This window comes from Roseovarius sp. MBR-78 (genome assembly GCF_040547535.1).
Lineage (GTDB): Bacteria > Pseudomonadota > Alphaproteobacteria > Rhodobacterales > Rhodobacteraceae > Roseovarius.
Genome location: NZ_JBEPPX010000042.1, coordinates 1 through 14,878, shown reverse-complemented (window position 1 = coordinate 14,878; position 14,878 = coordinate 1). Strand labels below are relative to the sequence as shown.

Genomic DNA, 14,878 nt, shown 5'->3' with positions numbered 1-14,878 from the left:
AATTTGTGCCTTAAAACTCGGTGAAGAATGACATCTTCGCCGTGATTTTTGACTTGCCCGAAACCCTTGACAGAGGCCCGCCCCATTACGGAAGCGGGCTTTGGGTCGGGCGTCGCGGATCGGGGTTTGCCCGGGCTGCGCTTTCCGGGCGCGCGCTGACCAATGCCACACCCGGCCCCCCAATTGCAGACAAGAGGACAGACCCATGACCAATCCCCAGATCGACTATGCCGCAATGGCGGCTCAGTGGCGTGCAGAGCGCGAAACCACATTGAAGGCATCCCGAACGGAGCTGCTCGCGCAACTACGTGCGCTTGGCATCAGCGAGGTCACTGCCGAATACGAAGGCTATGGCGACTCCGGCAATGTCGAGGATGTGACGGTGCAGCCTGCAGAGGTCCAACTGCCGGAGGCGCTTGCCACAGAGGTTGGCGACTTCGCCTGGTCGCTCGCCTATCACCATCACCCGGGGTTCGAAAACAACGAGGGTGGCTACGGCACGCTGACCTGGGACTTGCGCAACGACAGCATCATCCTCGATCATGCCGACCGCTATGTCGAATGCTCGCACAGCTATGACGAGGGGCTGTGAGATGGCCCATCCGCTTCATCATGCCGAAAGCTCTGCCCGGAAATTCGGCGGCGTGCCATCTGACTATCAGGCTGTGCACGATTGGTTTGACGCCTCGAAAGAGCACCTCGCGCTCTTCACGCACCGAGCCATGCGCCATCATGCCCTTGGCCTGTTTGAGGCCGAACGTGTCTTCGGCCTGACCCTGACCAATAGCGCTGGTCGAGAAATCCCCGTGCGCTGGATCGGCGAGCAGCATGTCCGTGAAGACTGTCAGGGCCGTATCCCGAGCATGGCGGACTGGCTGCGACGGATCCAGCCCGAGCCATGGATGGCCAATGGCCACATCGACCGGCATGCCGGCGATGAGCCCTGCGGCGACCCAAGGGTTGCCTGGGCCTCCGAGGTCGCCGCCGGACGAACGGTTCTTGGCCTGAAAGATTGGATGGCGTCTCGCACGACGCAAGCCACGCAAAGCGCCTGACAGCTCTCGGTCGTTTGCCAAACGAATTCTGCAGAGAAGCCCGGTCGGAAGATCGGGCTTCTTGCGTCGTTTCCCCACCATTCTTCGTAAGGAGGTTCGCATGACACTCGATGAAATCAAGGCGGCCGTCGATGCCGGGCAGACCGTGCATTGGGCCAATACCGGCTACGTTGTCCACAAGGACAGGCTCGGTCAGTACCTGATCACCTATGTGCCGAATGGTAGCTGCATCGGCCTGACAGACCGGGAAGGGCAACGGTTGAACGGCAAAGAGGCGGAATTCTTCATAGCGCGATCGGAGGACGGCGCGGAAAATCCGGGCAGCCAATCAAGACCAGACGGGCAGGGAAGGGCTTAGCACTAGGAGGCGCGGGGGCATTCCCACTCGGACGGCAGCTCTGACCCGTGGGCGGGGCTGAAAGGAAAGCAAGCTTTCTGATTTGTGATCCCTCAAGGGGTCGAGAAAGCAATCCCAGATGCGTTGGCAAGAACGTCAGGCACCGGCCAATCCAAAAGGAACCATCCCATGTTCGCAGGAACCCTCACCCGCAATGTCGAGACCGCAGCCGCTCAGTACACCGGCATGATCCACTCGACGCGCTTCGATATCGCCATCCAGTTGGAGGCGCGGGCCAAGATGTCCGAACGCAGCCCAGATTTTGACGTGACGGCAGTCAACAAATCCGGTCGCAAGGTGCGCATCGGCACGGCCTGGAACGAGACCGGCAATACCAGTGGCAACCCCTACATCTCGATGCAGATCGATGTCGGCTTGGGTCCGTTCCGGGTCAACGCGGTGCAGACGAAAGAGGCGCGCGCGGCCCAGAGCGGCGAATTCGAGATCATCCCGCTGGTCTCGAACGGCCTGATGAAATCCGGCTCGATCTCAGGCGAGCTCACCGCCATGGACGCCGACAACGCCTTCACCGGCTACATCGCCAACATGATGTTCGATCTGGAGTTCATGCTGATCGAGAACAGCTACAAGACCGAGGAGACCCACCCTGACTACCGCATCGAGGTCAGCTCACCCCGAGGCACGCCGATCCGCGTCGGCTCGGCCTGGATGGCCAAAAGCAGCCGCACGGGCAATGACTACCTTTCGTTGCTGATCAACACGCCCGACGGCGACCTGCGCGTCAACGCCGTGCAGAACGAAGAGCAGCGCGGCGGGCAGACCTTCTCGATCATCCCGTTCATCGACAGTGGTGAGCAGTCGCGCGACGCGGGCGCGGGGCTGTCGCTGGTCGCGTGATCAGCGCACGCGGTTAGACGATACGCACCGAAAGGGGAGCCGTGGGAACACGGTTCCCCTTTTGCCGTGTTTGTTTGGGTCTAAGATCGCTCTACTCTATGAGCAGGGTCTTTCGACGTTGGACGGCATAGCAATACGAAAACGAACTTTGCGGCTACTATTTGGTCAGCCAATCTCCGTAAGCGTCAATATCAATCATTGGTACCGTGCCGCTGAACTGGAGGCGTGAGATCAGCGCAAACAAGAAGGCCGTTGCCGGTTTCGATCCCTCAACAAGGTCATACCCGCCTTCCTCGTCGAACAGAAAATGCCCATGAGAAGCGACACAGCCGATGTCCAGCCTTCTATCATTTTCACCTCCGTCGAGGACCTTTTCGAACGATGCCCCCAAGGGAGGTTTCCACTCGCTCTCGAAAGTCAAAAGCCCGCCGATGATGGGAATGAGTTGTTTTGGTGGGTAGACGCCGCCAGCATGCGGGATTGGTAGGCTGGTCCGATGCAGTCTTCGCACTGATGCGACCTTGTCTTGTGCGTATTTGACAAGATTGGCGTCTGCCGTCTGCTTCGCCTCGAAGACAGCATAAACGCTCTCAGCCGGGACAATGAGTTGGTTTTCGTACGTGAAAATGAAAGGCGAGTATTGGCGGTCAAAAACGACAGCATCAATCTGATCGCTGAAATTCCCTGTACTATCGACCACGTGCGCGCTTGCAACCTGGTATCTCTCAGGAAGATACTGGGCGAACATATCGATCCAAATGGCTTCGCTCGCATCGCCTTTTGTCCCTGGATGCTTGAAAGACTTCCTCGCAGTTGACAACCGGTGCTGAATATCCTCATGCAACGACGATAAAAGTTGTGATAGCGACCATTCAGCCAATGATTTTTTCCTTCTAAGACAGCGGGAATTTTGGTCCGAAGAAAGCGCGCCACGCTTTCAGGGCGTCTCCGTTCTTGCCCTGGCGCGCCAAGTGGATTGCGGCAGCGATTTCGCGGTTTGCCTGATCCAGAATTGTCTGGGCGCGTTTTACCATCGCCGCGTCCATTCGATCGCTAACAGGAGATCCGAGCCCGGCTGGATCTGGCCAATCCTCATGAATTCGGTCGCGCAGCGTAGCGAAGAACGCTTGGATTTCGCGATCGTGTGAGCCGCCCCATCCACCATGTAGACACTCCATCGCCATGACCTCGATCAGAAAGGAGGGCTTGATTGGTTTTTCTCCATGGCGGCTGTTTTGGTTCCAGTACTTCACCATGCGCACTAGGCCCTTCCACTCATTGCCATAGGCTTGATGGGCCGCAACAGCCTTCTGTGCATGGATTTCGGGATTTGTTCCCATCCACTTCCCGGTTGTGTTGTTTGGGATCTCGTAATCGTCTCCCTTTGCGAATGCGGGCACGGCATCCACGCTTACAACCCGGTAATCTGTGTTGTCGTCTGAATCGACGACGACACCAAAGTCCACGCCCACGGAGCGTGCCTGTTTTTTGACGGCGCTGCTTCCATAGACGTCAACCAACGTGTCGTAGAACGCGGTTAGTATCTTGTCAGGGTGTTTGTCTCGATAGTGGTCCTCGTCCTTTCCAAGAACGAAAAAGATATCGACATCCTTGAGTGGTTTCGACTTGGTCCAGCGGGCGTAGCTTCCTGTCAAAAAGCTACGGTCGATCTGAAGGGCTTTGTCCAAGTGCTCGCGAACTTCCTTCTGCCGCTTGGATGCGTTCTGCCGCTCACTTTCGTTCAACTCCATTCGGCTTTTGAACTTCTTGAATGCGTCCGGGAGTGAAATCATGATGCCTGCCTCCAATACGATGCCGTCGCTCCCAGACCATTGTGTTCGATGGTGGAGCCAAGGCTTTGGCGAACCATGCCGTCTGTAGAACGGGCGGTCGTCCGGTACCAACCCGGGACATCAGGTCGTCCAGGCTTTGTACGTAGAAGGAGGTCATACTTGGCGCTTGATGGTGCAACGCCAGCTTTGCGAATTGCCCAACGAAGTTGATCGGTGTCCGTCCAGAAGTTTCCATCTCCAGCAGACCAACTGTAGTTCACGTCGATGTCCCAACGCAGGATCAGTTCGTTGGTTGCCGGATCGTATATCTCGAGCGTAATCTTCTCGAGGTCTTCGCTCTCCAACCATGCCTTGATTCCGCGCATGTTGATTTCCGTGTTGTTCACGAAATTCGTCGGGTCCATGCCACTCAGACGAATAATGTCTTTGAGGCTCTTGAGGATGTTATCAGCCACATAGGTGACAGACTGGGTGCGGGAATATGTGATGACCGTTGTCATGGTTTCAACAACCCCTCGAGATCAATTTCGAGCGTAGCACCTGGCGAATTGTTCGCGGTATCTTGCTTCTTGGCTTCGGTTTTGTCGCGGGCCGTGATGCGGTTGCTTTTTTGTTGCAGGGCAGATTGGACCCAACCGAGATCATCGGGTTCACACGGCAGTGAAATCGACCAATCACCTTTCAGCGGGTCAAACGCGAGCACGTCTTCGTTAGCGTCCGACCCATCGATCGCATCGTCATCGTATAAACAGTAGATGCGCGTTTGCGGTCCCGCACAGCTGACAATGATTGGTGAGTTTTCGCAGGCTTTGTCCGCGATTATGCTGCTTGCAATGCCGGCGACACTGCCGAGTTCTTGTTGCGCACCGGTATTTGTCCGGGTGAGCAAGTCGCTGATGGCGGCCCATGTAGCTAAGGCGTCGCGATGCGGAGAGCTTCGGAATGTTCTGCGGGTTACAGTTACCATCACTTCCCCCGATTTGCTTTTTTGTTGGTTTGGGCGGATTTCGCGGCTGCTGCCAACTGGGACAGTGTTACCGAGCCGGGGTTCAGTGCCACCTGAGTGTTTGAGGCGAGCGCGTTTGCAACGGTTTTTCGGATAGTCCTTCCGTCAAGACCGACGAATTCGCCAGCACAGGTATCGAAGCCACGGTCCCTAGTCAGCCCTTCAATCTCAGGATAGGTGCTGCTTAGCCCCAACAGGCACTCCCGCAATATGGTCTTGCAGGCTTCCTTTCCGGGAAGGGGTACTTCAAGCACCAGATCGCATCGGGAAACGAAGGCATCGTCCACCGCTTCTGGGTAGTTACTGGTCGCCACAAACAGCAGGTTCTTGTGAGATTCTGCCAGCAGGTCGAGCTGAACCAGAACAGCGTCCGTGGCTCGATGAATGTCGACAGGGTTGGCATCGAGGCTGAGTCTGGATCGGTCGACCGCAAGTGTTTCCACTTCATCTAGCAGCACAATCGTCGGGCCTGCATTGGCAAGTTCTGAAAGTGTCTGCGCGAAGAGGTCAGTAACCGCCCGCTGCGTTTTCCCCATGGCGGAACTCGTCAAGCTATGCGCTTCAACCTCGACCAGTTGGAAGTTTCCCCCCTTGAAAGCCGCCGCTGTTCGGTTGGCCAACCCTCGCGCGAGCGACGTTTTGCCCGTCCCGGGTGCGCCAACCAACAGGAGGACGCCATGGAGCGGCAACACGGTTCGGCTCATCTTTGGTCGCATTGTGAAATTCAGCACCGCCTGAGAAAGCAGGCGCTCCTTCATCTCGGCTTCGACGATGATTGAGTCCCAGAGTTCTGCCAGACTCGGGTCCGGCAGTGCCGTGATCTTCTGAATTCCTTTTGGCAGGTCGCCAGCAAACGTTGCGTTCATGGCTGCTTCCTCGGTTCTTTGCCTGTTCAGCGCCTCTTCAGGCGGCCTGGCGGTTTACAAATTTGCCTTCGCTTTGGCTTCGTGTTACAGTTTAGGGACAATCTGCCGCGCTTTCAAGCGTTGAAGTTTACAAAATATTAATAATATGGGTGAAATGTAAACCACCTACTGGGAGGACGTTATGATTGGCAAGCGACTCAAAGGAGCCCGGGCGGCATCTGGCCTCTCGCTTCGTGCACTTTCCGATGCCATGGAGAACAAGGTATCCGCTCAAGCCGTAGGCAAGTACGAGCGCAATGAAGACATGCCCGGATCGGGCGTGCTGCTAAGTCTTGCCCGAGCACTCGACGTCTCTGTGGATTTCTTGCTCAGCGATGACGAGCTTGAGTTGGAGGGCGTGGAGTTTCGCAAGTCAGCCAGCTCGTCAGCCAAGGAGATCGCGACGATCGAAGCCAAAACGCTCAATATGGTTGAAAAGTACCTAGCTATCGAAAGCTTGCTGAATCTTTCGAGCCAGGAATGGGATGCCCCGCACGAAGCGCCCTACTGGGTGGCCGATGTTCGTGATGCCGAGGACGCGGCTCGCAACATGCGTGCTTCCTGGCAGCTGGGTCACGACCCGATTCCAATGCTTGCCGAACTCTTAGAGGAGCACGGTATCAAGGTGTTGTCTTTGGACGTTGATCGAGTTGATGGGCTTGCGGCGAAAGTCCGTCGAAAAGAGCATCACTCCGCGCGGGTGATCATGATCAAGAAGAAGACCTGGTCTGAGCGGAAGCGCTTCAGTTTAGCTCACGAATTGGGCCACATGGTTCTCAAAGTGGCCGAAGGATGCGATTCAGAACGCGCCGCAAATCGATTTGCTGGTGCGTTCCTCGTTCCGGCAGAAGTGCTACGGCAGGAGATTGGTGCCCGCAGAACGGACATAAGCATTGGTGAGCTCATTAGTCTGAAGGATCGGTTTGGCGTTAGCATTCAAGCGCTGACGTATCGATGCAAGGATTTGGAGATTATCAACCAGGCAACCTTTGCGCGCCTGTTCAAGGTCTATAAGCAACGTGGTTGGAGGGATGAGCCGTTCGAGGAGCCAAATTCCATTCCGTGGGAACGAGAAGAACCTGACCGCTTTCAGAGGTTGTGTTTTCGTGCCCTGTCCGAGGGGTTGATTGGGTTGTCTCGCGCAGCTGAGCTTCTCGAAATACGAGTAAAAGAACTGGAAGAACGGTTGGACCACATGGCATAGTGCCTATGTGCAAGTTCTTGTTTCTGATACCTCCGTCCTAATCGACATTGAAAGAGCCTCGTTGACGGCGAGGCTCTTTGATCTCCCCTATGATTTTGTTGTCCCAGATATTCTTTATGAAGCGGAACTCCTCGACTGGATGGGTCCTGATCTGATCGATCTGGGACTGAGAGTAGAAGAGCTCACGCCAGAAGAAACAGCACGCGCGACAGAGCTGAAGCGGGCGAAAGCTATGTTATCGACGCCAGATGTCTTTGCATTTTGCCTGGCGGCTGGAAGAGATTGGGTTCTCCTTACCGGAGACGGTGCGCTCAGGGCTGAGGCAGAGCGCCAAGAAATCGCGATGCACGGCGTCTTGTGGGTGTTCGATGAGATGGAACGTCACGAGGTTTGTTCGACCGCCCTCCTCAAGTCAGGTCTCGAGGCGGTTCGTGATCATCCGAGATGCAGACTTCCCATTAGGGAAATCAATAGGCGCCTTGCGAGATACTAATTTGTTTATTCGATTCGATGGAAGAAAATTGCTGCGAAGTTCTTCTTCGCTTTAGCCTTCCAGCCCGCTCGGCTTCGCGTGTCGCAGGGGAGAACGGCCCTTCGGTCCGTCGCGCATTCGGCCATGCGGCCTCACCGCGGCGTCGCACCCAGGCCCCCGGTTTGCCCGCCTCGCGAGCACGTCCCTCCCCGGCCGCTCCGCCGGATTGCGCTCTGGTCTGTTTTGGCCTGAGGCCAAAACGATCCCGCCGCTCCATCCGTCTCCCGCGTCCGGTCGGGCCGTTTGCCTGCTCGTGTCGGGCAAACCTACCGTCAAAACACACACACATGAGTGCGGAAGCATATCCTCCGGATGGCCCCCAAATCAGCCCGCGTCAAGGATCGCAAAACTTTTCGGCGAGGGCGGGGCCCGTGGCGCGGTGCGGTCCCGTGCGTGAGGGTGCGCATGTGTCCGGTGCTGCGCGCAGAAAACTTTTGCGCCCGGCAAGCCGGCGGCTGCGCCGTCCCTGACCCGGGCAGATTCGGAAACCAGGCATTCGGCCATGCCCCCACACTCACGTGGTGGCCTTGCAACGGAACACTGGAGACCAGACATGGCTTACGACACTGCAAACACCTACGAGACCATCGAGCTTTTCGGACTGACCGAGAAGGACGCGCAGCTGCCGATCCCCGAGGATCACATCCTGACCGACCACATCATCCGCGAAAGCTTCGAGGCTTTGCTCGGCCAGCTGCGCGGGACCGGGCTTGAAGCCGAAATCGAACCGCTGGCCCATGGGCTCGCGACGATCCTCCAGCGCCGCAAGGTTGCGCTCGGCAAGGAGGTCGACCGCACCGCCGACAAGATCGGCGCGCTGGCAAAATCCCATGACGGATCGGAGATCGCCGAGACCGCGCTCGAAGAGGCGCAGGCGCGCTTTCTGCAGCTGCGCGAGATCGTCAGCGCCATCGAGGTGATGAGCGAGGCAGCGGCGGAATGCTACGAGATCGAGACGGGCCACGCCTTCATTCCGGCAGCCGGGTCGCGCGCAAGCGTCCGGGCGCAAGAGACCGGGGCGGTCTTCGAGGCGCGGCAGCTCCTGGAGCAGCACGACCGTGAAACCGCCGAGAAGTCGAAAGTCGAGGGGGTTCCCCTGATCGTCTCAGGCGCCACCGACTGGACCGATGTCGATGTGATCTTCAACACGCTCGACAAGGTTCGCGAACGGATCAAGCAGAACCGCAACCAGGAGATCTTCCTCTGCCACAAGGGTGGCAAGCACGGGGCGGAGATGATTGCGGCTCGGTGGGCCCGGGCACGCGGGATAGCACAGGCGCGCTTCGATCCGCGCTGGTCCGCGCATGGGCGGGCGGCACCGTTCAAGTGCAACGATGAGATGCTGGACGACAAGTTCGCGGCGACGGGGGTTGTTCTCTTCGGTGGCAACGGGGTCGCGCTGAACCTCGGGCAGAAGGCGGAAGCGAAAGGCCTGACGGTCATGCGGGTTGCGGACCCGGCGAAGAAGGTGTCGCAGGATTGAAGAGAGGGGGTCGCGCTTGGCGCGGCCCTTTCGTCATGTCTCATGGCGCGTGCGGTCGGTCACGCGTGATCGGCAGCTCACGGCGTCCAGCACCGTCATCCCTCTACCCAGCCCGTCAGAGTGCGGCCCATCCGCATCGGTACGGGCTGGGGATGGTGCGCACCTCGCACATCGTCAGCAGCGCAAGGCCGAGGGGTCGAGACGTCGCACATGAGGCTGAAGCCCTGCACGTCCCTCGGGGCGTGTTTCGGAACATCGCATCCACGCGGGCGGGCTCCGTCAGCACCCCGGCCAGGCTCGGCGTGACGCGGACGCGGATGGTGGCGGCTGCGTGATGGCAAGGCTCATCCGGGTCTCTCCTTTTTGCTCATTGATGTGGATCGCACGGGGTCGGCCCAATCGTGCCCTCAGCTCACGCTTCGGCAAGCACAAATACGGCTTCCACGGCTAGCCGCGGACCCTCCGCATTTGCGCTTGCGACCGGGCCTCTTGCCCCCGTGCCGGGTGATCCCCATCGCAACAAGGAGTAACCCAAATGACCAACCACTACGTCGCCACCGTCCCCGTCAAGTTCACCGATACCGATGGCCAGGAGCGCACCCGTTTTCAGCGCGTGGGCGCGATGTTCCGCAACACCCGCAACGGGGACGGCTCGGAGTTCTTCAGCCTCAAGCTCGACTTCCAGGTCGCGGTCTCGGAGCTGGTGATGTTCCCACCGAGCGCGAAGGATCCCCAGGACTAAATCCTCTGACGAGGATGGGCCGCCCCAGGACGATCTTGGGGCGGCCCGATCCCTGTTCCAGGGATGCCGGGTCCGGCGGTCAGATCGCCCGAGGCGACCTCACGAAGCTGCCGGTCGCTGCGCATTCAACGGACGCACTTCCCCCAGAATGATCAGGCCGCGACAGACCGGCCAGTCAGCCTCAAGGGGGCCATCCACAAAAAACCGGCAGGCCTTGGCCTCCCGGTTTTTGCGGCAGAGATTTGGCAAGCCAAATCTGGCCCTCCTTGACCCTGCCTGTCCGCCCTGTCGGAAGGGTTTGCGCCCGCCCGCGTTTCCGTCCGAACACATGCGTGTTCGGCCAGACCCTCGGGCGGGGCTGGTGGACGGGACCCCTAGGACAGGTGGGTCGCCCGGTGGTGAAGGCGGCAGAGCCGCGTCCCTGCGGGCCGCGGCCTGAAGCGGACACCAAGGCTGCCTGAGCCTGAAAGCGACGTAAGTATATAATTGACAGCTCGGTATATTATCGTAATGTGGAGGCAGCCTTGGTGGAAGGTGGCAGGAAATAGGGGGTCTTTCTTCCGCATGTCCCGAACAAAACGCCTGACAGAGATCGAGAAGATGCAGATCGTCCGCGAGGCCGCGGAGGGTGTGTCGACGTCCGAGCTGGCTGCGCGGTTCGGTGTTACATCGCGCGCCGTGCGCTACGTCTTGAAAGCCGATGCCGAGCGCCAGGCCGATGCCGCGATCCCGGTCTCAGCAGTCAGTGTGAAGGTCACGGCTACGGAGTTGGCGGCGCTCGACGCGGTGTTGGCGAAGGCGGGGATCGAGAGCCGGGCCGAGGGGCTGCGGCGGCTCATTCAGGCGGCAGGCGGGGTGTTCGTTCCGGACGCGCAGATGGCAGCTGAGATGGCGCGCTACCGCGCCTCGCTGCACGAGGTCGGTAATGGGGTCGCGCAGATCTCCAAACAGATGACGCAGGCCAACCGGCGGGGGCAGGGGGCGAATGGCGGCACGAGTGCCGAGTTCTCCGAATTGCGCCTTGCGCAGATGCGCGGGCTGGCGCGGTTCATCCTGGATTCCGCTGACGAGATCGATCTGCTCCTGCGCCGCCGTCGGGACGCCATGCAACTGCAGGCCACGGCCGCTCTGAGGGAGTTTGCCCATGCGGCTGAATGATGCGGTTGATGCCGTTACCGGCGAGGTCTTCCGGGACGGCTGGAGCCGCGTCCGGGGCTCGATGCAGGGGCTGCATGTGGCCAAGCAGACCCAGCTTACGCGTGCGGCAGCAGGGCATCGGCCAGCGGTCTTCAAAGCGATCCGGGGCGGGGGGACGCATACCAAATCACAGCTCGCAAACCAGCTCGACTACCTGACCACCAAGTCCACCCATATCGTGGACAGTAGCGGGTTTCTGGATGGCAAGACGAAGCTCGAGGCGGGTGACATCAAGGACCTGACCGAGCGCTTTGCCAAGCGGTGGGATGCGGGCTTCAAGCCGAAGCTCGGACAGACCACCCACATGCTCATGTCCTTCCCCATCGGCACGCGCGGCGAGGATGTGCGCGACATCGCGACGGACGTGGCCGAGCGGTTCTTCCAGACTGATAAGGGGCATTTCGACTACATCATCGCGGTGCATGAGGACCGCGATCACCCTCATGCGCATCTGGTGCTGAACCGCCGCTCGCAGGAAGGCGAGTTCTTCTTCCTCGGGCGCAACCATCGCTTCAACTATGACGACTTCCGCCTCGCCATGGTCGAGGAGGCCGAGAAGTACGGTGTGCGCCTGGAAGCCACGCGGCGGGTGGATCGCGGGGCTGTACATTACCCAGCCCGGACCAGCGAGATCTACGCCGCGAAAGAAGAGGGGCGCGCGCCCCGCGAGCGCGAACGTGTGGGGGCCGACTTGACCCGGACGCTGGCGGAGATCGCCAACACCAGAACCGTCTACCATTCGCTTGCCACGGAGGCCTCCCGGGAGGCCCGGGAAGACATCGCCGCGGCACTCTTCCGCGCGGGCGAGGTGCTGGCGCATGGCGGACAGATGCACCGAACAGGAGATGTGTATATGGCCGAGGATCAAAGCTTCGAGGATCTGAGAAGCCTCTATGCGGAAAAGCTCGCGCGGGTGCAGGGCATGATCGCCGAGAAGTCTGACGCGGAACGTCCCGTGCTGGAAAAACGCCTCATCGAGATCCAGACGCAGGTCCAGCACATGCAGCCTCTCGGTTTGCGATCATCCACGCTGTCAGAGACCCCCTCGGAGGGCGGGATCTATTCCGAGGCCAATATCGACACCAGCCAGCGCGAGCGACTGACCGAGCCCGACCTGAGATCGCGCATTGATGCGGCACTACGGGGCACGGGGATCAGCACATCGGAGGTCGTCGCCCGGATCGAGACCGGGGCCTCGAGCGCCGCGCTGTAGCATCAATGGATCGCAGATGATCTCTCAAAGGTGGCCGAGGCGCGGGATCTGAACCTCGAGCGCCGCGCCGATCTGCAACAGGCGCGCGACATTCTCAACGATGTGCATGTCGCGCTTGGCACGCTGTTGGAACGGGAGAACGTGCTGCGCCGGGATGGCGTCATGGAAGCGGAACCGGTCAGCGAGCGGTTCCACTATCACGAGGACGCGGTGCGGACGATGGAAGGGGCAATCCGTCAGGAGATGCGCGCAGACGGCCTGACCGCGCAGCAGGTCGAGGACCGGGATTGGGAGGTTGTCTCACGGGCGGAGCGCCGGATCGAGACGGAGCAGCGCGCGTATCTCGAAGCACACCCGGACCTGCTTGCACGCCCAGGCGATGTGATCGACCGATCTGAACCCTACAGGGAAACCATCACCGATGCGGCCCGCGCCAGCGAGATCACCCGCGAGGTCGATCGGATCATGGAGGGACGCGACCTCCGCACGCCTGTTACAGATGCTGTCACGGATGACTTACGCGCGCGCTATCCGGACATGCCGTCCCATCTCGCCCGTGGGCTCGGCGCGACCTACGCGGCCGTCGTCGAGATCCGGGACACGGAGGTCATCAATCAGTTCCGCCGCGAAACCGAGATGCGCGACGGGCTCGGGTCTGGCACGCGCGACCACATCCTCGCAACCCGCGATGAAACTGCGTCGCAGTCTGACCGTGCCGACCGCCTCGCGGACGAGATTGCGCGTGTTCTGGACCATGAGCGGGCCGGGGAATTGTCCGCGCCCTTCGAGACCGAGGCGGAGCGGGACGCCTTCCGTGGCGAGATCGCGCTAGTGCTTGATAACCGTCAACTTGAGCGGCTCACATCCGGCGATGCCGATGCGCTGGAAAAGGTTCTCGAGGACCGTCTCGACCGGCTCTATGTCGCCAAGGTCTACCTGCAATCGGATGCAGCGACAGCCAACACGGAGGCCTTGCGCCAGGTGGTCGATGATCTTGCCGACACCGAATACGAAAAACACCGCGCGACAGACGTGGATGGAGAGACCGAGCGGGGTCAGGTCCATTGAGCGCCTCCATGGGAAAAGCGCGGATCGCCACGGGCGTCCTGCTTGTGACGCTGGTGACCGGGGCCATGGGCTATACAATCGCCTCGGCGGTGCTGACCTACCAGGATCTTGGGTTTGGGGCCGAGATCGACTTTGCTTATATCGCGCAGAACTACATGGCGATCCTCGATCGCCGCCCGGAGGACGCGCAACTTATTCACCTGATCGTCGGCAGCTTCGCCGCCGCCGGCCTGATGCTGAGCCTCGCCCTCTCGGGGTCCGCCCTGACACGCTTTGGCCAGACCCATTGGCAGAGTGCGCGCGAGATGAAGGCCAACGGCTTCTTCGGGGCGCCCGGGACCGGGTTCATCCTCGGCAAGTTGGGGCCGCCGGGCTCCCGCGCCAACTACATCTGCTCCAAGGTCTTCCCCCATGCGCTGATCGTGGCGCCCACGGGCCGCGGCAAGACCACGGGCTTTGTCATTCCGAACCTGCTGACTTGGCAAGGCTCCGCCGTGACGCTCGATGTGAAGGGCGAGTGTTTCGAGGCCACGGCCCGGCACCGCGCCGCCCAAGGCGACAAGGTCTATCGCTTTGCCCCCACCGATTGGGAGGGCAAGCGCACGCATCGCTACAACCCGCTCCTGCGCATCCATCAACTGAAAGATCCCGCGCGCCAGCAGATGGAACTGCAGCTCCTGGCGACGCTCTTCCTGCAGAGCGACAATGACCGGGTGCAGGGCCTCCTCAAAGGCGGGATCGATCTCTTCGTGGCGGCAGGCCTGCTGGCCTTCCAGCGCAAACGTCCGACCTTGGGCGAGATCTACCGCATCGCGGCATCGGGCGGGAACAAGCAGAAGGAGTATTTCGCGCGCGGCCATGAGGTGGATAACAGGGCCGCCAAGCTGATCTTCACCCGGCTGGCCTCGACCAACAATGACACGCTGACCTCTTACGTCTCACTCCTGATGACCTCGGGGCTGGACCAATGGCAGAACCCAGCCATTGATGAAGCGACGGCGGTGTCGGACTTTGATTTCCGGACGATCCGCAAGAAGCCCTTTTCGGTCTATCTCGTGGTCCAGCCCCTCATGGTGAAGCCGCTGGCGCCGCTGATCCGGCTCTTCTTCTCCGATCTCCTTTCCGCCATGCAGGAGAAGGATCCCGGGCCAGACGAGCCGTGGCCAGTGATGATCATGCTCGACGAGTTCAACCGCCTCGGCAAGATGCCCATCGTGGTCGAGAGCATCGAGACTCTGCGGACCTATCGTGGTCACCTGGCCGTGGTCACCCAAACCATCCCCGCCCTCGATGAAATCTATGGCGAGAACACCCGCCGTGCGCTGCAGGGTGCGCATTCCGAGACATCCGGTCGGCTATTCCGACAACATCCGGTCAGTCATTCCGGAGTATCCGGTCACCTGAGGATCGTTGCCGCGAAGGCAT

General features: G+C 60.1%; 14 protein-coding genes and 2 pseudogenes. 11 read left to right on the top strand and 5 right to left on the bottom strand.

The genetic code is table 11. The features are described 5' to 3' along the window. Positions 1-205: 205 nt before the first annotated feature. The 4 genes and pseudogenes from ABIE58_RS19080 (at position 206) to ABIE58_RS19065 (ending at position 2,310) form a co-directional block, all read left to right on the top strand. Positions 206-592 carry a DUF6878 family protein gene (locus tag ABIE58_RS19080; RefSeq protein WP_354546236.1) on the top strand — a complete coding sequence of 129 codons (387 nt, stop codon included), beginning with the start codon at positions 206-208 and terminating at the stop codon, positions 590-592. Between the two features lies 1 nt (position 593). Then, positions 594-1,055, top strand: a complete 462-nt coding sequence (locus tag ABIE58_RS19075) for a DUF6915 family protein (RefSeq protein WP_354546235.1) — start codon at positions 594-596, stop codon at positions 1,053-1,055. A 100-nt stretch (positions 1,056-1,155) separates the two neighbouring features. After that, positions 1,156-1,457: pseudogene (locus tag ABIE58_RS19070) on the top strand (hypothetical protein). 124 nt (positions 1,458-1,581) lie between these two features. Beyond that, positions 1,582-2,310: a DUF736 family protein gene (locus tag ABIE58_RS19065; protein ID WP_354546234.1), complete on the top strand. Its 729-nt coding sequence runs from the start codon at positions 1,582-1,584 to the stop codon at positions 2,308-2,310. 157 nt (positions 2,311-2,467) lie between these two features. On the opposite strand, the gene ABIE58_RS19060 is transcribed toward ABIE58_RS19065, so the two are convergent. The 5 genes from ABIE58_RS19060 to ABIE58_RS19040 are packed head-to-tail and all read right to left on the bottom strand — an operon-like array spanning position 2,468 to position 5,975. Beyond that, positions 2,468-3,190, bottom strand: coding sequence for a DUF6602 domain-containing protein (locus ABIE58_RS19060; RefSeq protein ID WP_037275570.1), 723 nt, complete (start codon positions 3,188-3,190; stop codon positions 2,468-2,470). A gap of 13 nt (positions 3,191-3,203) precedes the next feature. Then, on the bottom strand, positions 3,204-4,103 hold the full coding sequence (locus ABIE58_RS19055; RefSeq protein ID WP_037275568.1) for a CBASS oligonucleotide cyclase: 900 nt from the start codon (positions 4,101-4,103) through the stop codon (positions 3,204-3,206). Next, entirely contained in the window at positions 4,100-4,603 is a 504-nt protein-coding gene (locus tag ABIE58_RS19050; RefSeq protein WP_037275566.1) for an HORMA domain containing protein, read from the bottom strand. The genes ABIE58_RS19055 and ABIE58_RS19050 overlap by 4 nt, the downstream gene beginning before the upstream one ends. Next, positions 4,600-5,070: a CBASS system Cap8 protein gene (locus tag ABIE58_RS19045; RefSeq protein ID WP_354546233.1), complete on the bottom strand. Its 471-nt coding sequence runs from the start codon at positions 5,068-5,070 to the stop codon at positions 4,600-4,602. The genes ABIE58_RS19050 and ABIE58_RS19045 overlap by 4 nt, the downstream gene beginning before the upstream one ends. Further along, positions 5,070-5,975: an AAA family ATPase gene (locus ABIE58_RS19040; RefSeq protein WP_309747969.1), complete on the bottom strand. Its 906-nt coding sequence runs from the start codon at positions 5,973-5,975 to the stop codon at positions 5,070-5,072. The genes ABIE58_RS19045 and ABIE58_RS19040 overlap by 1 nt, the downstream gene beginning before the upstream one ends. 181 nt (positions 5,976-6,156) lie before the next feature. Here ABIE58_RS19040 and ABIE58_RS19035 point away from each other — a divergent pair, with 181 nt between their 5' ends. From ABIE58_RS19035 to ABIE58_RS19005, 7 genes and pseudogenes are all read left to right on the top strand, one after another. Further along, on the top strand, positions 6,157-7,218 hold the full coding sequence (locus tag ABIE58_RS19035) for a helix-turn-helix domain-containing protein (RefSeq protein WP_354546232.1): 1,062 nt from the start codon (positions 6,157-6,159) through the stop codon (positions 7,216-7,218). A gap of 7 nt (positions 7,219-7,225) precedes the next feature. Then, complete coding sequence (locus tag ABIE58_RS19030; protein WP_309747971.1) at positions 7,226-7,711, top strand: PIN domain-containing protein; 486 nt, start codon at positions 7,226-7,228, stop codon at positions 7,709-7,711. A gap of 592 nt (positions 7,712-8,303) precedes the next feature. Continuing rightward, positions 8,304-9,233 carry a DUF2493 domain-containing protein gene (locus tag ABIE58_RS19025; RefSeq protein ID WP_354546231.1) on the top strand — a complete coding sequence of 310 codons (930 nt, stop codon included), beginning with the start codon at positions 8,304-8,306 and terminating at the stop codon, positions 9,231-9,233. A 535-nt stretch (positions 9,234-9,768) separates the two neighbouring features. Then, on the top strand, positions 9,769-9,975 hold the full coding sequence (locus ABIE58_RS19020; RefSeq protein WP_354546230.1) for a hypothetical protein: 207 nt from the start codon (positions 9,769-9,771) through the stop codon (positions 9,973-9,975). Between the two features lie 564 nt (positions 9,976-10,539). Next, positions 10,540-11,133: a helix-turn-helix domain-containing protein gene (locus ABIE58_RS19015; protein WP_354546229.1), complete on the top strand. Its 594-nt coding sequence runs from the start codon at positions 10,540-10,542 to the stop codon at positions 11,131-11,133. Then, positions 11,120-13,453: pseudogene (locus ABIE58_RS19010) on the top strand (relaxase/mobilization nuclease domain-containing protein). Before ABIE58_RS19015 ends, ABIE58_RS19010 begins: the two are co-directional and overlap by 14 nt. An 8-nt stretch (positions 13,454-13,461) precedes the next feature. After that, a partial coding sequence (locus ABIE58_RS19005; protein ID WP_354546228.1) for a type IV secretory system conjugative DNA transfer family protein occupies positions 13,462-14,878 on the top strand: 1,417 nt, incomplete at its 3' end.